At 67.0% G+C, this 17,554-nt stretch carries 13 protein-coding genes and 2 pseudogenes; 5 read left to right on the top strand and 10 right to left on the bottom strand.

Features of this window, described 5'->3' with window-relative positions:
* Positions 1-20: 20 nt before the first annotated feature.
* Both ACZ6C6_RS15900 and ACZ6C6_RS15905 read right to left on the bottom strand, forming a co-directional pair.
* Positions 21-941 (bottom strand): chitinase, encoded by a 921-nt coding sequence (locus tag ACZ6C6_RS15900; protein WP_469203343.1) that lies wholly within the window; start codon positions 939-941, stop codon positions 21-23.
* A 252-nt stretch (positions 942-1,193) separates the two neighbouring features.
* Positions 1,194-1,652 (bottom strand): annotated as a pseudogene (locus ACZ6C6_RS15905) (carbohydrate binding domain-containing protein); the annotation flags it as partial.
* Positions 1,653-2,360: 708 nt separating this feature from the next.
* Between ACZ6C6_RS15905 and ACZ6C6_RS15910 the strand changes: the two are divergent.
* Positions 2,361-2,648, top strand: a pseudogene (locus ACZ6C6_RS15910) (hypothetical protein); the annotation flags it as partial.
* Positions 2,649-2,967: 319 nt separating this feature from the next.
* Here ACZ6C6_RS15910 and ACZ6C6_RS15915 read toward each other — a convergent pair.
* From ACZ6C6_RS15915 to ACZ6C6_RS15925, 3 genes are all read right to left on the bottom strand, one after another.
* Complete coding sequence (locus tag ACZ6C6_RS15915; protein WP_469203105.1) at positions 2,968-3,261, bottom strand: putative quinol monooxygenase; 294 nt, start codon at positions 3,259-3,261, stop codon at positions 2,968-2,970.
* 31 nt (positions 3,262-3,292) lie between these two features.
* Positions 3,293-5,854 carry a GH32 C-terminal domain-containing protein gene (locus ACZ6C6_RS15920; protein WP_469203107.1) on the bottom strand — a complete coding sequence of 854 codons (2,562 nt, stop codon included), beginning with the start codon at positions 5,852-5,854 and terminating at the stop codon, positions 3,293-3,295.
* 213 nt (positions 5,855-6,067) lie between these two features.
* Positions 6,068-7,030, bottom strand: coding sequence for a carbohydrate kinase family protein (locus tag ACZ6C6_RS15925; protein ID WP_469203109.1), 963 nt, complete (start codon positions 7,028-7,030; stop codon positions 6,068-6,070).
* A 247-nt stretch (positions 7,031-7,277) separates the two neighbouring features.
* On the opposite strand from ACZ6C6_RS15925, the gene ACZ6C6_RS15930 reads away from it, so the two are divergent.
* From ACZ6C6_RS15930 to ACZ6C6_RS15945, 4 genes are all read left to right on the top strand, one after another.
* On the top strand, positions 7,278-8,300 hold the full coding sequence (locus tag ACZ6C6_RS15930; RefSeq protein ID WP_469203110.1) for a substrate-binding domain-containing protein: 1,023 nt from the start codon (positions 7,278-7,280) through the stop codon (positions 8,298-8,300).
* A gap of 127 nt (positions 8,301-8,427) precedes the next feature.
* Entirely contained in the window at positions 8,428-9,423 is a 996-nt protein-coding gene (locus tag ACZ6C6_RS15935; RefSeq protein ID WP_469203112.1) for an ABC transporter permease, read from the top strand.
* Complete coding sequence (locus ACZ6C6_RS15940; protein ID WP_469203114.1) at positions 9,420-10,253, top strand: ATP-binding cassette domain-containing protein; 834 nt, start codon at positions 9,420-9,422, stop codon at positions 10,251-10,253. The genes ACZ6C6_RS15935 and ACZ6C6_RS15940 overlap by 4 nt, the downstream gene beginning before the upstream one ends.
* A 74-nt stretch (positions 10,254-10,327) precedes the next feature.
* Entirely contained in the window at positions 10,328-11,344 is a 1,017-nt protein-coding gene (locus tag ACZ6C6_RS15945) for a LacI family DNA-binding transcriptional regulator (protein ID WP_445063232.1), read from the top strand.
* Positions 11,345-11,501: 157 nt separating this feature from the next.
* On the opposite strand, the gene ACZ6C6_RS15950 is transcribed toward ACZ6C6_RS15945, so the two are convergent.
* The 5 genes from ACZ6C6_RS15950 to ACZ6C6_RS15970 all read right to left on the bottom strand — a co-directional run bounded on the left by ACZ6C6_RS15950 (position 11,502) and on the right by ACZ6C6_RS15970 (position 17,401).
* A complete protein-coding gene (locus tag ACZ6C6_RS15950; RefSeq protein ID WP_469203116.1) occupies positions 11,502-12,971 on the bottom strand; it encodes a glycoside hydrolase family 32 protein in 1,470 nt (489 codons plus the stop codon).
* A gap of 76 nt (positions 12,972-13,047) precedes the next feature.
* Positions 13,048-13,920: a carbohydrate ABC transporter permease gene (locus tag ACZ6C6_RS15955; RefSeq protein ID WP_445063230.1), complete on the bottom strand. Its 873-nt coding sequence runs from the start codon at positions 13,918-13,920 to the stop codon at positions 13,048-13,050.
* Position 13,921: 1 nt separating this feature from the next.
* The gene (locus ACZ6C6_RS15960) at positions 13,922-14,848 is read right to left on the bottom strand and encodes a carbohydrate ABC transporter permease (RefSeq protein WP_469203119.1); all 927 of its coding nucleotides are present in this window, start codon (positions 14,846-14,848) and stop codon (positions 13,922-13,924) included.
* Between the two features lie 72 nt (positions 14,849-14,920).
* Positions 14,921-16,222, bottom strand: a complete 1,302-nt coding sequence (locus ACZ6C6_RS15965; protein WP_469203121.1) for a type 2 periplasmic-binding domain-containing protein — start codon at positions 16,220-16,222, stop codon at positions 14,921-14,923.
* A 144-nt stretch (positions 16,223-16,366) separates the two neighbouring features.
* A complete protein-coding gene (locus tag ACZ6C6_RS15970) occupies positions 16,367-17,401 on the bottom strand; it encodes a LacI family DNA-binding transcriptional regulator (protein WP_469203126.1) in 1,035 nt (344 codons plus the stop codon).
* Between the last annotated feature and the right edge of the window lie 153 nt (positions 17,402-17,554).

Consider the following 17,554-nt stretch of genomic DNA (forward strand, 5'->3'; position numbering starts at 1 on the left):
CGGGGCCGGACGCGTCGGGTCTAGCGGCGCTGCAGGGATTTGACGTTGTCGCCGAAGGACCAGCCCTTGGAGCCGTCCCAGTTGAGGGACCACGTCATCAGGCCCTTGAGCGAGCCGTTGAATGTGTTCCACGCCTGGCCGACCTGACTGGGCGTCATGTAGCCGCCACCCGCGCCGGGCTGGGCCGGCAGACCGGGCACCTGCTTGTCGTACGGCACCTTGATCGTGGTGCCCTGGATGGTCAGGCCGTTGTTGAGGCAGGTGGTCTGAGCCGCGAAGCCCTCCACGGTACCGGCGGAGTACGAGTCGCCGGAGCAGCCGTACATGCTGCCGTTGTAGTACTGCATGTTGAGCCACCACAGCCGGCCGTTGTCGGCATACTTCTTGATGATCGGCAGGTAGGCGCCCCAGATGGACCCGTAGGTGACGCTGCCGCCGGTGACGTACGCGGTCTCGGGCGCCATCGTCAGGCCGAAGCCCGCCGGCATCTTGGCCAGGACGCCGTCGATGATGCGGATCAGGTTGGACTGGGAGGCGGACAGCGTGTTGATGTTCCCGCTGCCGGACAGACCGGTTTCGATGTCGATGTCGATCCCGTCGAAGTTGTACTTCTTGAGGATCGGGACGACCGTCTCCACGAAGCGGTCGGCGACCTTGCTCGACGACAGGTCGATGCCCGCGGCCGCGCCGCCGATGGACATCAGGAGGGTGGCCCCGTTCGCCTTGGCCTCACACATCTCCGCCGGAGTCGAGACCTTCACACCCGCGTCCATGCCGTCCTCCCAGAGGACGGTCCCGTCCGAGAGGATCACCGGGAAGGCGGCGTTGATGACGTTGTAGCCGTGCTGGGCGATCCGGCTGTCGGTGATGGGGACCCAGCCCATGCCGGGGTGCACGCCGTTCGACGCGCCGTCCCAGTTCTCCCAGTACCCCTGGAGCACCTTGCCGGCCGGCTTGGGCTTCGTGGCACAGGTGGCGTCACCCGGCGGATCGGTGGGCGGCGGCGTGGTCGGCGGATCGGTGGGCGGCGGCGTGGTCGGCGGATCGGTGGGCGGCGGCGTGGTCGGCGGGGGCGTCGTGCCACCGGGGCCGGTGAGCGACACGTCGTCCGCGAGGTACGCGGGCGTCCCGTACCACCCGTGCAGGTAGACCGTCACCGACGTGGTGTTCGCACCGGTGGTGAAGCCGACGCTCAGCTTGCTGTACGACGAGGAACTGGGCGTCCAGGTCTGCGGCTCGCTGGTGGCTCCCGTACCGCTGGCGCCGAGGTAGACGTAACTGCCCTGGACGAAGGCGCTCAACGTGTACGTCGAGTTCGGCTGCACACTGACCGTCTGGCTGCACTGGGCGTTGCCGAGGCCGGACGGCGTGGCCTTCAACGCGGACGAGCCGGAGTGCGCCGGGCTGCCGGTGACCGCACCGGAACCATTGGCGCAGTTCCAGCCGGAAAGGCCGTCCTCGAAACCGGAGTTGACCACCAGGTTGGCGGCATCGGCGGCGCCGGCCGAACCGGAACCAACCAGTGCAACGCAGGCGCCGACCAGAGCGGCGGCGCTCACCCCGGCGACCGTTCGGGTCAGGACGGCGGCCGAGTACCCGTCACCTGCCCCCGGCAGCGTACGAATCCTCCGACGGAACATGCGGTGCTCCATTCTGGCGACGTGCCACGGGCGTGAGCGTGCGGGAGGGGACGCGGAAGCACGGCCCCGATGAACTGGAGAAACGCACTCCGGCGATCGACGGGATCGTAGAAGGGGGGCCAGGACCCGTCAATAGGTCTGGACCAAAGGTGCTCGACTAACAGGGTTCTGCTTGACGGAACTTGACAGACCGAGCGCCACCCGGCGAATCACTTGCACACGGGCCCGGTGCGGTGCGAGGGTGCCGGACCTCAGCGTGTGGCCGCGCCCGACAATGGCGTGTCGACGAGCGAAGCGGAAGGAGCGATCTTGCAGTCGCGCCCGGTCCGTACGCGGCACCTCGCCTCGGCACCGCCGCAGGGCCTGGGGCGCGCCGAAAGAAGCCACGACCGTGGCAGAACCCACCCCGGCCCGCGGACCCGCAGTCAGGCGTCCTTCTTCACCGGCTCCAGAATCGCCACGCACTCCACATGATGCGTCATCGCGAAACATGTGGAGCGCAAACGCGTGGAAGTAGCCGCAGTTCAGCACCCTACGGCTTACATTCTGGGTAAAACGCTCGCGTGCGCTACGTGCGCTGTGTGCGTTACGTGCGGCTTCTTGACGCACGAGGCACCCAGCTTGCCATTCAAAAATTGGGCCCCAGGCAGACCCCCACGAAACCAGTCCGCCCAGAGCACTCCAGCGGCCGTTAGGGTTCCAGCCGGCCCCGACCCGAGCATGGAAGCCATCGGTCACGCCGTCGTCGAAGGCCGAACGGGCGACACCGCCTCCGCCCGCCAGAAACTCCTGAAGCTGTGGCCGGAGATCGGCGTCACAGGCGACCCGCCGCACCGTTGCTCACTCGCCCAATACCGGGCGGACCTCTATGAAGATCCCGCCCAGGCCATCGCCTGAGCCGTCCGGGCCCTGGACGCTGTTGATGCCGTGACCGAGCAGCGCGTCCAGGACCACCACGCCAGCCTCCATATCGCCGGCTTCTCCCTCTCCCTCCACCTCAACCTCGCGACACATGTGGAACAGAAGCATGTGGAAGTCGTCGCAGGCCAGCGGCACACATGAGGAAGTCTGAACGAGTTGCCGCGGTGCGTTACGTGCGCGCATCTGACGCACGCTGCTGGCACGCTGTTCGCCGGACGTCAGGCATACCGTCCACGGGCGCAAGGGTTCGACGTCCGGCGAACAAATGCGTGGACCAACCCGTCACCCTGCGGGCAGGGGTGCTCTCTCACCCGATGGGGGCCACGTGCGGCCCATATCCCGCGGGTCCCGATCCATGGCGGTGCGAGGGCTGGGTTCGCGTCACAGGCCGAGAGAAATCATGTCGTCACGACTCGGGAACGAGGAAGGTCAGGCCCGAGGCAGTCTCCTCGATCAGGGGGGCGAGGGCCGCGTTGAACGGGTCGGCGTACTGAGCCGTGAGGTGGCGTTGGAAGGCGGCCTCGTCCTGATACGTCTCGAAGATGAGGTAGGCACGTGGGCTGGAGGCGTTGGTGTAGACATCGAAGGACAGGTTGCCGACCTCCTTGCACACTGTCCGGGCGTAGTCCCGCAAGAGGTGTGCGACCTCGTCCTCCGCTCCTTCGCAGGCAGTGAACTCGGCGAGCAGGGTCTTCTTCACGTGCGGGCCTTTGCGGTCGGGGTCACTCGCGTCACTTCCGAGAGGATTCGAGGTGCCAGACGCGGGCGTGGTCCAGCTTCACTGAGCCGTTCTCTGCGAAGACCTCCACACCCTGGCTGGAGGGGTCGGGGAAGATCTGGTCCGTGATCACCGCTTCGCCGTTGCCGCCGAAGACCTCGACGGATGACCAGTCGACGACGATCCGCAGCTTCACCTTGCCGTTCACGGCGCCCAGGGGCGCCCGCTGGACGCCGGCGAAGGTGTCGCTGAAGTCCACGGCGCCGGATCGGGTCCGGTCGACGTACAGCTCCTGCGTCGTGGTGTCGTATCCGATGGCGGTCTCCTCTCCGCCGGCGCCGGTGCGCACCTTGATGCCGAACCGTTCGGCGTCCTTGAGGGAGAAGGCCGCCTCGATGTCGAGGGCTTTGCCCCTGGCCGCGCCGCGGACCAGGGGCTGTGACGTGCTGGTCACCGTGGTGTCGGCCGACACTGCCGGACGCCCCTCTCGCAGGGAGGTCAAGCTCCTCACCGGCTCACTGGTCAGCTTGATCCGGCCGTCCACGGTGTGCAGGGCCATCTGGCGGGGGATGCTCTGCGCACCGCGCCAGGGGGAGGTGGGAAGGGAACTGCTGTAGTCCCAGTTGTTCATCCAGCCGATCATGTTCCGCTTGTCGCCCGGTGCGTTCTCCCAGGACACGGCCGCGTAGTAGTCCTTGCCGTAGTCGGCCCAGTCGGCGCGCTGCACGGTGGACTTGGCGGGTGCTGACGCGGTGGTGAACTGGTCGGCCATGATCTGGCCCCAGCCGCTGGTGTTCATGTCGACGATCTGGATCTGTGCCCTCTTGCCGGCGTACGGGCGCATGTCGATGGAGGCCCAGTCCAGCGTCTCTCTGTTGGAGCCGGTGGCGCTGCCGACGACCTTGCCGTCGACGACCAGGTTGACCGCCGTCTCCCGGGAGATGGGCTGGGCCCGGGTGTCGGAGAGCACGATGTGGTCGACGTTGATGTGGCCCCAACCGCTGGTGTTCTCGTCGACGATCTTGATCTGCGCCTGCTTGCCGATGAGTTCGCGGACATCCCAGGCGACCCAGTTGAGTGCCTCGCCGTCGTGTCCGGTGGCGCTGCGCACCGCCTTGCCGTCGACGAGGAGTTCGACGGCGGTGGGCGCGGCCTGGCTCGCAGGATGGTTGCCGCCGCCGATGAGGAAGTTGACGTAGTCCTTGTCGATCGTGAATTCCGGCGAGGTGAGGCTGCCGGTCGAGCCGTCGCCGTTGAAGAACGAGTTGGCCAGACCACTGCCGAGAAAGCCGGTGACCTCCTGCTGGCCGGCGTGGCTGCCGGTGGCCGGGGCGGTTCCGAAGGCGTCGCCCGTGACCGTCCAGTTCTCGTAGGTGCCGTCTTCGAAGTCGGTGAGGATCGTTCCCTCCGGCACGGGCCCCCGTTCCTGCACGGTGCCCGCCTGGTGGGGATGGCGTCCACCGGCGACCTTGAAGTTGAGGTACGGGCTGTCGACGGTGAAGGGCGGGGAGGACAGGATGCCGGTGCCGGCGTCGCCCGCGTGGAAGCTGTTGGCGAAGCTCTTGCCCTCGAAGCCACTGACGGGTCCCTGCCCGGTCAGCGCCCCGGCCGTGGGTCCCTGGCCGAATGCGTTGCCGGTGGCTGTCCATGTACCGAAGTCAGGGTTCTCGAAGTCCTGCATGACGGTGCCGGTGGGCGGGGTATAGGAGCCCTTGTCGTCGGCGGTGAACTTCGTGCCGTCGAAATCACCGACGAAGTACTGGGCGCCCGAGCCGCCGGCGATGCCGCCGGGGTTGATGTTGACGACGAGGACCCATTTGATCTTCTTTTTGTTCCCGTCGACCGCGAGGGGGAACAGGTCGGGGCATTCCCATACGCCGCCCGTCGCACCGGCCGGCCCGAACTCGCTGAGCAGGTCCCAGTTCTTGAGATTCTTCGAGGAGTAGAACTGCACCTTGTGCTCGGTGGAGAGGGACACCGTCATCAACCAGGTCTTGGTCGGGGCGTACCACTGGACCTTGGGGTCGCGGAATTCCTTGGAGCCGATGTCGATGACGGGATTGCCGTCGTACTTGGTGAACGTACGTCCGCGGTCGTTGCTGTAGGCGAGCGACTGGGCCTGGGTGCCGGTGCTCTTGTCGTAGCTGGTGTAGATCGCCACCATGGGCGGGTTCTTCTTCGTTCCGAAGCCGGTGGTGTTGTTCCAGTCGATGACCGCACTGCCGGAGAACACCATCTCCTTGTCGTCGTGGGCCAGGGCGAGCGGCAGCTCCTCCCAGTGCATGAGGTCGGTGCTCACCGCGTGTCCCCAGGACATGTCGCCCCAGGAGTTGCCGCTGGGGTTGTACTGGTAGAAGAGGTGGTACTCGCCCTTGTAGTACACCAGTCCGTTGGGGTCGTTCATCCAGTTCTTCTGCGGCGTGTAGTGGAACTGCGGCCGGTAGGTCTCGGTGAACGGCCGGGTTCCGGCGGCGACGGCCTGAGGCGCCAACAGGGCGGCGGACACGGCGCAGACGGTCGCCGTCGCGGCGATCATCCGTGTGCGGGCATGCCGGGGTACGCGTCTTGAGGTCATGGTGTCTCCTGGGCTGCGGCCCTTTCCGCGGCCGGGAGGTTTCCGGCGCGGGGAGGGAACGAAAGGGAGTACTGCCGACGCTGTGACAGCGCGTCGGCGAGTGTCATCGTTGACTTATGTCAGCGATGACGTCTGGTGCGGCCGATGATGGACACATTCCGGCCGACGCGTCAACGGCCGGGACGCCTTTCCGTCGCTCGAACGGACCGCCTGTCACGCGATGATCTGCGAGGCGCGCTGCGGCAGTTGGCTCAGCCACGGAGGGTTCGGACCGGCGACTGAGCAGGTCAAGGCCGCGACATGGGCGGCGAACCGACAGGCTTCCGCCACCGCGCCCAGACGGAGATCGGCCAGCCGCCCCCCGAGGAGTCCACGTGCGCCCAGATGGTGCAGCAGACCCGCAGTGAAGGAGTCACCCGCCCCGATCGTGTCGACGACCCGCGTCGCCACGCCCGGCACATGCATCCGCTCGCCGTCCAGCGAGACAAGAGCACCATCTGCGCCACGCGTGACCACGACAAGCCGTGCTCCGGCAGCGTGCCAGACGTCGCACGCCTGCTCCAGGGGCGTTTCTGGCAGAAGGAGCCCGAGGTCTTCCTCGCTCAGCCGCAATATGTCCGCGAGGTCGCACCACTGCCGCAGTTTCACGCGGTAGGACTCGGGACGCACCAGCAGCGGCCGGACGTTGGGATCAATGCTGATGGTGGCTTGGGTCGAGGCAGTCGCCAGGAACTCCTCCACCGCCGCCGCCCCGGGCTCCCGGATCAGAGCGAGCGAACCCGCGTGCAGACAGGCGGTGGAAGACAGGTCCACACCGGCCAGTTCAGCGCTCGACCACTGCCAGTCAGCCGTGCCTTGCGCGTGGAACGCATACATGGCCTGCCCCTGGGCGTCCAGCTCCGCCACCGCCAATGTGCTCGGCTCCGACGCCACGACGGCCTGCGACAGATCCACCCCTGAAGCCTCCAGGTGAGCACGGAACAGCCGGCCGAAGACATCCCCGGACAGCCGCGCGAGGAAACGGGACGGAGTACCCAGCCGCGCCAGGGCCACGGCCGTGTTCGCCGGTCCACCACCAGGCAGTACGTGCAGGTCCAGCTCGTTCGGAGCGCTTGCGGGCCGGGTGAACGCGTCTGCGACGCATTCACCCAGGACGGTGATCTGACGCGGGCTCATGGACTGCTCTTCTCTGACGAACGGACGGGCAAGCCAGGTACGCCGCGACACGGACGTTGCGGCCGCGGGTGACCGACGGGCCGGGGACGTTGCCGATTTGTAACAGCGGCAAGGCATTGACGTGCCCGGGAGACGGAGTCCATCATCCTCGGCAAGCAGTGTCAACGATGACATAAGTCAACGATGACACCGCGGACGGCACGCTTCGTTGCCAGCAAGCCCGCACGCGATTCCGCAGGAGCCCTTCATGTCTCGCACCACTCGTCCGACCCTCTCCCTGATCAGAGCCGCCGCATGCCTGGGCATCGCGGCCCTCACCCTGACGGCCTGCGGATCCGGTTCCGGATCGGATTCCGCCGGCTCCGGCTCGGGCAGCGTCAAGGTCGGCCTGATCACCAAGACCGACACCAACCCGTTCTTCGTGAAGATGAAGGAGGGGGCAGAGAAGGCCGCCAAGGATAGCGGTGCGCAACTGATCACCTCAGCGGGCAAGTTCGACGGGGACAACGCTGGACAGGTCACCGCGATCGAGAACATGGTCGCCGCCGGGGTGAAGGGCATCCTGATCACCCCCAGCGACTCCAAGGCCATCGTGCCTGCCCTTGAGAAGGCCCGTGCCAAGGGGATTCTGGTCATCGCCCTCGACTCCCCGACCGACCCCCAGAGCGCGGTCGACGCCCTCTTCGCCACCGACAACCTCAGGGCCGGGGAACTGATCGGCTCCTACGCCAAAGCCTCCATGAAGGGCAGGACGGCCAAGATCGCCACCCTCGACCTGGCTCCGGGCGTCGCCGTCGGTGTCCAGCGGCACAACGGCTTCCTCAAGGGCTTCGGCATCGGCGAGAAGGACCCCGCCATCGTCTGCTCCCAGGACACCGGAGGCGACCAGGCCAAGGGCCAGACCGCGATGGAGAACTGCCTGCAAAAGGCGCCCGGCATCAACGTCGTCTACACCATCAACGAGCCGGCCGCCCTCGGCGCGTACACCGCGCTGAAGGCAAAGGGCCGGGACAAGGACGTCCTGATCGTCTCCGTCGACGGTGGCTGCACCGGGACGCAGGCGGTCAAGGACGGCAAGATCGCCGCGACCTCCCAGCAGTACCCGCTGAAGATGGCGGCCGAAGGCGTCGGGGCCGTCGTGAAGTATGCCAAGGACGGCAAGAAGGCCAGCGGCTACACCGACACCGGCGTCAGCCTGATCACCGACAAGGCGCAGGCGGGGGTCGCGTCGAAGGACACCGAGTACGGCCTGGCCAACTGCTGGGGATGAGTCGCCCGCCTACCAGGCAGCCGCCGCCGAACCCCATGGGCGAGGTGGCCGGCCCTGCTCCGGCCGGGGACGGCCGCCCCCGTATGTCCTCCCCCGAGGACCTCTGCTTTTCCGACAAGGACTTCGCATGACAGCCACAACCGCGCCGTACGCCGATCTCGACACGCCGAGCACGACCCGCAGACTCCTCACCGCACCGACCACCGGCCCTCTGGCCGCGCTCCTTCTCGCCTGTGTGTTCTTCTCCCTGTCGACGGACCAGTTCCTCACGGGCGGAAACTTCTCGCTGGTCGTGCAGCAGGTCATGGTCGTCGGCACCCTCGCCATCGGCCAGACCCTGATCATCCTCACGGCCGGCATCGACCTGTCGTGCGGTGCCGTGATGGCCTTCGGCAGCATCGTGATCGCCAAGATGGCAGCCGAAGGCACCCTGCCCCCATTGCTCGCCATCACCGCGGGTCTCGTCGTCTGCGGCGGCTTCGGCCTTCTCAACGGGCTCCTGGTCCAGAAGATCCCGCTGCCGCCGTTCATCGTGACGCTCGGCATGCTCAACGTGGCGTTCGCCCTGACGCACATCTACTCCGAAGAGCAGACCGTCACCAGCCTGCCCGGCCCGCTGACCGCGCTGGGAGAGACCTTCCCGCTCGGCGGCACGGACATCACCTACGGCTCGCTGCTCACCATCGCCCTCTTCCTGCTTCTGGCCTATGCCCTCAGCAGCACCGGATGGGGCCGGCATGTGTACGCCCTGGGCAACAGCCAGGAGGCCGCACGCCTCAACGGCATCCGCACCTCCCGTCTGACCATCGGCATCTACACCGTCGCCGGCGTCCTGTACGGTCTCGCCGCCCTGCTGCTCATCTCGCGCACCGGGGTGGGCGACCCTCAGGCGGGACAGACCGAGAACCTCGACAGCATCACCGCTGTGGTCCTCGGTGGGACCAGTCTCTTCGGTGGGCGCGGTTCGGTCCTGGGCACCTTCATCGGTGTCCTCATCGTCGGTGTCTTCCGCAACGGCCTCCAGTTGATGGGTGTGGCCTCGATCTACCAGACCCTGATCACCGGGATCCTCGTGATCCTCGCGGTGACCGTCGACCAGATGTCCCGGAGGAAGACCCGATGAGCACGACCACTCCCACCCCTGTTCTCCAGGCCCGCGGTCTGGTCAAGCGCTACGGACAGGTCACCGCCATCGACGGCGCCGACTTCGACCTGATGCCCGGCGAGGTCCTCGCGGTCATCGGCGACAACGGGGCCGGCAAGACCAGCCTGATCAAGGCGCTCACCGGCGCGGTGACACCGGACGCGGGCGAAATTCGTCTCAACGGCGAAGTCATCCGGTTCACAGGGCCGCAGAGCGCTCGTGCCCACGGCATCGAGACCGTCTACCAGGACCTGGCGGTGGCCGCTTCGATGGACATCGCCTCGAACATGTTCCTGGGGCGTGAACTGCGCAGGCCCGGGGTCCTCGGCAGCGCCTTCCGCATGCTGGACAAGAAGCGCATGCGCCAACAGGCCGCAGAGCACATGGCCGACCTCAAGATCGGACTGCGGTCGCTGACACAGGCGGTCGAAACCCTTTCCGGCGGGCAGCGGCAAGCCGTGGCCGTCGCACGTTCCGTCGCCTGGGCGCGCAGCGTCGTCGTCATGGACGAGCCCACCGCTGCCCTCGGCGTCAAGGAATCGGGGCAGGTCCTCGACCTGATCCGCCGCGTCCGCGACAAGGGCATGCCCGTCATCCTGATCAGCCACAACATGCCACACGTCTTCGAGATCGCCGACCGGATCCACGTCCACCGGCTGGGCCGTCGCGCCGCCGTGATCAAGCCCTCCGACCACACCATGGCCGAGGTCGTCGCCATTATGACCGGCGCGCTGGTCCTCGATGAGGCTGGAGGTACTGTCGTAGCGGATTCCGAGGCCGCCGAGGCGGCAGGGGTCCAGGCCACCTGACACGCGAAGAATCACTCACGGGTTCCGGCCGAGGCCGCGGCCGGAACCGACGAGCGCAGGGAGACTCCCGCTTCATGGCAGCGAACCGCCGCCCCACCCTGGCCGACGTCGCCCGTGAAGTAGGCGTCAGCGCCAAGACGGTTTCCCGGGTGCTCAACGAGGACGGCCCCGCCTCGGCCCGGACCAGGGAACAGGTTCTGGCCGCTGTGGCCAAACTCGGCTTCCAGCCGAACCTCATGGCCCGGAATATCCGTGTCGGAGGACCCGACACGACCATCGGGCTGGTCGTTCCCGACCTAGGGAACCCTTTTTTCGGCGCAGTGGCCGGTGGCATCGAGGACGTCGTGCGGGACCGCGGCCTGACCCTGCTCATGGGGTCGTCCGCGGACGAACCCACGCGTGAAAGGGGGCTGACCGACACGTTCCTCGCCCGGCGCATCAGCATCCTGATGGTCATCCCTTCCGTCGGCTCCGACCACTCCCACCTGCGGAGCCATCGGAGCACGGGGCTGCCCGTCGTCTTCATCGACCGGCCGGGAGCCGGGCTGACCACGGACAGCGTCGTGAGTTCCAACCTCGCGGGGGCACACGAGGGTGTCGCGCACCTGATCGCCCACGGCCACCGCCGCATCGGCTTCGTCGGTGACCTCCCCACCCACCTCTACACCCGCCGTGAACGCCTCGCCGGATACCGCTCGGCCCTGGCGGAAGCCGGCCTCCACCAAGACCGCTCCCTGGTCATCAACGCCCACGACCAGAACAGCGCCTCTGTCTGCACCTCCCGCCTGCTGGAGCTGGAGAGTCCCCCCACCGCTCTGTTCGCCGGCAACAACATCGTCGCGCTGGGAGTGGTCGCCGAGCTGGCCCGCCTCAAGCGGAAGGATGTCGCCGTGGTTGCCTTCGACGACGTGCCACTCGCCGAGGCCCTCGAACCCGCCCTGACCGTCGTGGCCCAAGACCCTGAAGAGATCGGCCGCAAGGCGGCGGAGACCGCCCTGGCACGGCTGGACGGCGACCGTTCCCGCGCCCGCACCATCACTGTCCCCACCCGGCTGATCGTCCGAGGCTCGGGAGAGCTCACGGCCTCGTAGGCACAGGAGGACAGAGACGGTGCGGGCCGGCACGCCTGTCCACCCGGATTCCCTCCACGTCTGTGATCCGCGTCGTGGCTGTCGCAGCGTCGCACGCTGAGACAGGGCGGGACTGCGGTGAAGAAATCCGGTCAGGCGTGCCCTGTCAGGCAGGGACTCAGTCGATCGGCGCCCGCCCCCGGCCCGTGAGGGTCGGCTCTCCCAGGGCGCCCGTCTGGGTCAGGTCCCAGGCTTCGACCGCGAATTCACTGCGCAGCGTGCCCGTCGTACGCACCTGGAGCCGCCACGGCCCTTCACCCAGTGGGTAGAAGCGCAGAGTGAGGACCTGCCCGTCGGCCAAGTAGATCTCGGCTATCGAGTGGTCCACGATCACGCGCAGTTCAACGGGATTGCCGGGGCACTTCATCGCCGGGAAGGGCAGGGTGTACGAGCCTCCCCGGGCTCGTGTGTCGAGCGACGCGTGGCTGCGGTCGACGGTGAGGTGTCCGACCGCGGGGTCGAGACGGATATCGAGGTACTCGGAGCCGTCGGCGGACGTGATCAGCCGCAGCCCGCTCGTCCCCGTGGCGTCGGGAACAAAGGCGGCGGTCAGGTCGAAGGCAGGGCTGACCTGACCGAGCTCGACCGCCTCGGAGTGCGTGACGTGTCCCGTTCGATGAAGCGCGCGCGCACCTCGCAGAGCAAGCACTTCGCGAGCGGGGCGTTGGGCGACCGTTCCCTTCCTCGTGAAACTCACCTCACGGGGAAGGGTGAGAACACCGGCCCAGCCCGCCTCACGCGCCCAGGCATCATCGCGAGCCTCCCACACCCACGCCCACAGCAACCACCGGTCGTCCCCGGGGGCCCTGAGCAACGCGGGGGCGTAGAAGTCAGGGCCGTGGTCCAGAGGGACAGGGGGCGAATCCGCCGCGAAGTGACCGTCCTTCTCGCAACCGGTGTGGACGGTGGTGTGACTGGGGCCGTTCTGCGGGGTCCAGTCGCTGACGATCAAAGCATTGCGGTCGCCGAACGTCGCGTACTGCGGGCACTCCCAGCCGATCGGGCCGGTGCCGGCCGCGGGGTCGCCGGTGTGGAAGGGGCCGAGGTACGCCCAGTTCTCCAGGTCGTCCGACTCGTACAGCAACGCCGCGGCGCGGCCGTCGTCGAGGGCGGAGCCGACCAGCATCCGCCAGCGGTCACCCTGCCGCCAGACGTAGGGGTCCCGGTACATGGTGGTGCCGGCAGGAGGCTGAGGGATGAGGAGTTGGGGGCGTTTGACCCAGGTGTGGCCGTCGTCCTGTGACTCGGCGGTGGTGATGGGCTGCCACCAGCGGTCGTTTCGATGGGCTGAGTAGAAGGCCACCATGCGGTCGTCGACGGAGACGGCGTTGCCCGAGAAGCAGCCGTCGGCGTCGTAACCGTCGGGCGTGGGTGCGAGGGCGACCGGGAGGGGCTCCCAGTTGATCAGATCGGGGCTTCGGAAGTGGCCCCAGTGCACGTTCGAGTGGTCTGGTCCGTGCGGGTTGTACTGGAAGAACACGTGATACTGACCGTTATGGAAGACCAGCCCGTTGGGATCGTTGATCCAGTTGCGGGGCGGTCGCAGATGTACGGCCGGGAGGTGGGGGTCGGAAGGCGACGCGGACACGCAGGGCCTTTCTCGGGGTGTGCAGAGCACACGGAAGTCGTCGGGTAGAGGGCGAGCGGCTTGGTCATGCCGCGGATCAGCCCTTGACGCCGCTGGAGGCGATGCTGTTGACGAAGGAACGCTGGAAGGCCACGAAGAGCGCCAGGATCGGCACGGTGATCATGGAGGAGTACGCCATGATCTGGCCCCATCCCACGTTCAGCTGGAAGAAGTAGGAGATACCCACCATCACCGGCCGCAGTTCCTCGCTCTGCACGACCATCAGCGGCCAGAGGTAGGAGTTCCAGGCCGGCAGGAAGGTCAGGATCGCCACGGTGGCGACGGCCGGCCCGGACAGCGGCATGACGATGCGGCGGTAGATGGTGAACCAGCCGGCGCCGTCCACGATGGCGGCCTCGTCCAGTTCCTTGGGGATGCTCTGGAAGTACTGGTGGAAGAAGAAGACGGAGAATGCGTTGGCGACGAACGGCAGGATCTGCACCTGGTAGGTGTCCATCCAGCCGGTGCTCCACTCCAGGTGGAATCCGTTGACGTTCAGCAACGGAAGCTGGTTGACCCACCACACCAGCGGCAGTGCGAAGGTCTCGAACGGCACGATGAGAGTGGCGATGATCGCGGTCAGGACGAGCTTGCGGCCGGGCCACCGCATCCGTGACAGGGCGAAGGCGGCCAAGCTGTTGACGACGATGCCGCACACCACGGTGATCGAGGAGATCAGCACGGAGTTCAGCAGGAACCGTGCTGCCGGGACCCGCTCGAACACGGCTGTGTAGTTGTCCAGCGACAGTGCCCCGACCGGCAGGAAGGCGCGCAGGGAGTCCAGGTCTCCGAAGATCTGGTCGTCCGGCTTGAACGACGAGACGAACATGAAGACGAGTGGCAGTGCGAAGACCAGGGCCAGGACGATGCGGCTGGTGTGACCGCCGAGGTACTTGAGGAAGGAAGTCATGTCAGTCCTTCTCCCGGGTCAGGAAACGCTGGACGAGGGACACGCTCAGTACGAGCACGAAGAAGATCAGCGAGACAGCCGCCGCGTAGGCGGTCTGCTGCTGGTCGTAGCCGCTGTGCACCGCCTGGTAGACGACGGTGGTGGTGGAGTCGAGGGGGCCGCCCTGCGTCATCACCCTGATCTGGGTGAAGAGACTGAGCGCCGCGATCGTGATGGTGACGAGCACGAACGTGCGGGTGGCGCGCAGGCCAGGCCAGGTGACGTGGAGGAAGCGGTGCCAGCGGGTGGCTCCGTCGAGATCCGCCGCCTCGTACAACTCGGCGGGGATGGTCTGCAGCCCGGCCAGCCAGATGATCATGTGGAAGCCGACGCCCTGCCACACCGACATCAGGATGATGGCGGGCATCGCGGTGGCCGGGTCGCCCAGCCAGTCCGGCCCCTGGACATGGCCGATGGTGAGCGTGGAGAGGACGTGGTTGACCAGTCCGTCCTCCCGGTACAGGAAGGTCCACAGGAGCGACACTACGACCATGGAAGTCACGACCGGCAGGAAGTACACGGTGCGGAAGAAGTTGACGCCCCGGACCTTGGCGTTGACCAGCAGGGCCAGCACCAGGGCGAGCCCGGCCTGGAGGGGGACGACAACGGCGGCGAAGTAGGCCGTGTTGCGCAAGGACTTGTAGAAGGTCGGGTCCTGGAAGAGCAGGGTGAAGTTCCTCAGGCCCACGAAGCGGGCCGGAGTGGGTGAGACGAGTTTCGCGTCGGTGAACGCCAGGGTGAAGGCCAGAGCGACCGGTACGACGAGGAAGACGATCAGTAGCACGACGGCCGGGGTGGCCATGCCGAAGGCGGTGAGGCTCTCGCGGCGGCGGGCGTTGGTCGTTCGGGTTCGCCGGACCGGACGCAGCCGCTCGTGGGCTGCGAACATGGTGGGCACGGTATCTCCAGGGGGTCGGCCCGGTTCGGACGGCGCAGTGGCGCCCGAACCGGACCGGACGGGTCAGTTGGAGTAGTAGTTGTTCGTCTTCAGGTTGTTGTCGATGCTCTTCGCGGTCTGGCCGAGAGCGTCCTTCGGGTCGGCGCCGGCCAAGATGTCCTTGGTCGCCTTCTCGAACTCGGTGGATATGTAGGGATAGGCCGGGGTCGCGGGGCGCACCATGGCGTACTTGCGCGCGAAGTCGACGAGCACGTCGAACTTGCCGCCCGGCTGGTAGTCCGCGATCTGCTGCGCGGCGGCGTCGGTGGCGGGGATGGTGCTGGTGGCCTTGGCGTAGTCGACGAAGTACTTCGTCTGGCGGGAGAACTTCAGCCACGCCTGCGCGCCGGCCTTGTTGGAGCAGGTGGAGCTCATCCCCCACTGCCAGGACGCGCCACCGATCTTGGGCCCGTCACCGAAGTCCACCGGCGGGATAATCGCCAGGTCGTCGCCGAGCTTCTCGGCGTTCTTCGCGGCATTCCAGCTGCCGTCCCACTGAATGGCGCTCTTGCCGGCAAGGAAGTCCTTGTTGGGGTCGGCTCCGGACTTCTTCGCCATGTAGCCCTTGGCCACCAGAGAATGGAACCAGGTCGCCCACTCCACGGCCTTCTCACCATCGAGCGTCCCCGAGGCAGTCTTGTAGTCGCCCCGGTCGATCAGGTCCCCACCGAAGCTCTGCAACTGCGGGGAGTAGCCGTAGGACCACCACTCGCCGGTGCCGCCTGTGCCCATCTCCAGCGGGTAGTCGAACTTTCCGCTTTTCTTGAGCTTGGCGAGCGCCGCGTCGAACTCGTCCTTGGTCCAGGGCCTGTCCATGGTGGGGACACGGACGCCGTTCGCGTTCAGTACGGACTTGCGGGCGAAAAAGGCAAGCGAGACGTCGTAGAAGCCGAACGCGTAGAGCTCGTCGTTGTACCGTCCGACGGTGCTGTCCAGTTGGCCGAGGACGGGCACTTCGCTGCCGGAGACGTCGATCGGGTCCAGATAGCCGCCCCACGCCCAGTTCGCCACATTGGGGCCGTCCACGTCGAGCAAGCAGGGCAGCTTATGGGCAGAGGCCGCCGCGACGACCGAGTTGTTGTAGTCGCTCTGCGGGAACGCCTGCAGTTTGACCTTGTACTTGTCCTGGGAGCCGTTGAAGTCCTTGATGATCTTCTTCACGACATCGAGTTCCACCGAGTTGCCGGCGTTGTGCGTCCAGAGGGTGAGCGTGTCACCACTGGCACCGGACGTGCTTGCGCCGCCGGAGGTGCATCCGGCGACCAGTGCGGTCGCCGCTGTGACGGCTACACTGGCAGCAGCGAGGCGTCGTGTTCTGAACAACATGAGGTTCCTCCATCTCACTGAGACGGGTCTTGCAGGACCCGCCCTCGGCGACCGGTTACGACGGTCGCTGTTCTTGGTGGCCGTCCCGCCACCCGCCCGGACTCATCGGTGCGGGCGGCGGGACGACTGTCTTCGGTGCCGGCATCAGCCACGGGTGGGTGCGGCGAGGGAGGCGCGGCTCTGCAGCGGCATGGGCACGCGGTGCACCACTGGTTCGAGCGGGCCGGGGCGGAGAATCAGCTCCATCGCGAGGTGTCCGAGCCGATAGTGCGGCAGCCGTAGCGTGGTGAGCGCCGGACGCAGCACGGAGGCGATGTCCTGGTCGTCGAAAGAGATGACCGACACATCACCGGGCACCGACAGACCTGCCTCGCCGAGCGCCTGGTAGGCGCCGAAGGACACCCGATCGGCCAGGCACACCAAGGCTCGGGGCCGGTGGCCCGCTGCCAGCAGGGCGGACACCTCACGGTGTCCGTCGAGTGTGTCCCAGTCGCACTCGACGACGCCTTCCAGCCGCTCCCCGCCCTCGCGCAGAACCTCCTCCAGACCGCGCATGCGCTCGTTACCGGCGATGATTCCCTCAGGGGTGGCCGGAACAGCCTGGTGGCCGCCGATCGCCCAGATGCCCTCACTGTGACCAGCCGCGAGCAGCGCCCGGGCCGCATCCCGCCCGGCCTCGAACTCGTCCGGGACGACGGAGGGTGCGTCGAAGTCGGGGGCCAAACAGTTCAGCAGGACCACGCGGCGCCCGAACAGCTCCTTGGGAGGGGTCACGTACCGGGTGAACATGGACGCGTAGACGACAGCGTCGACCTGCCGGTCCAGCAGGGCGTGGACCAGAGACGACTCGGCGGCACGATCACCGCCCGCCTCGGTGATGAACAACAGGTGCTCCCGCTCCCGAGCAGCCTCCATGGCCCCGCGGATCACTTCGCCGGCGAACGGTGTCGTGGTGATCCGGTCCGAAACGAGCCCGATCGTCTGGGTGGACTTCGTCCGCAGACTGCGCGCCGTGACGTTCGGGCGATAGCCCAGATCCCGGGCAGCCGCCAGGACGCGCTCGCGGGAGGCATCGGAGATACGCATGTCGGTCCGGCCGGAGAGGGCGAACGACGCGGTCGTCGGCGAGACGCCCGCTTTGCGGGCAACGTCGGCCATGGTCACGCGACGTTCGGACATCAGAGGATCAGCCCCGTTCAGCTAAATCGGATTAGCAAGGTGTGCCGAGATTGCTCCACCCGTCATGCGCTGTCAACACCCCGGACATCTCACCTACATAACGACGGCCTTATGTGCCGTTTTAGGTGCCTACAAGGGGTGAGAAATCGAGTT

The organism is Streptomyces sp. NPDC041814 (assembly GCF_055590565.1).

Bases quoted from the DNA above. Each gene is read 5' to 3' on its own strand.
- ACZ6C6_RS15965 (WP_469203121.1), bottom strand. From the start codon at position 16,222: ATGTTGTTCAGAACACGACGCCTCGCTGCTGCCAGTGTAGCCGTCACA.
- ACZ6C6_RS15945 (WP_445063232.1), top strand. From the start codon at position 10,328: ATGGCAGCGAACCGCCGCCCCACCCTGGCCGACGTCGCCCGTGAAGTA.
- ACZ6C6_RS15925 (WP_469203109.1), bottom strand. From the start codon at position 7,030: ATGAGCCCGCGTCAGATCACCGTCCTGGGTGAATGCGTCGCAGACGCG.
- ACZ6C6_RS15930 (WP_469203110.1), top strand. From the start codon at position 7,278: ATGTCTCGCACCACTCGTCCGACCCTCTCCCTGATCAGAGCCGCCGCA.
- ACZ6C6_RS15940 (WP_469203114.1), top strand. From the start codon at position 9,420: ATGAGCACGACCACTCCCACCCCTGTTCTCCAGGCCCGCGGTCTGGTC.
- ACZ6C6_RS15955 (WP_445063230.1), bottom strand. From the start codon at position 13,920: ATGACTTCCTTCCTCAAGTACCTCGGCGGTCACACCAGCCGCATCGTC.
- ACZ6C6_RS15920 (WP_469203107.1), bottom strand. From the start codon at position 5,854: ATGACCTCAAGACGCGTACCCCGGCATGCCCGCACACGGATGATCGCC.
- ACZ6C6_RS15970 (WP_469203126.1), bottom strand. From the start codon at position 17,401: ATGTCCGAACGTCGCGTGACCATGGCCGACGTTGCCCGCAAAGCGGGC.
- ACZ6C6_RS15935 (WP_469203112.1), top strand. From the start codon at position 8,428: ATGACAGCCACAACCGCGCCGTACGCCGATCTCGACACGCCGAGCACG.
- ACZ6C6_RS15960 (WP_469203119.1), bottom strand. From the start codon at position 14,848: ATGTTCGCAGCCCACGAGCGGCTGCGTCCGGTCCGGCGAACCCGAACG.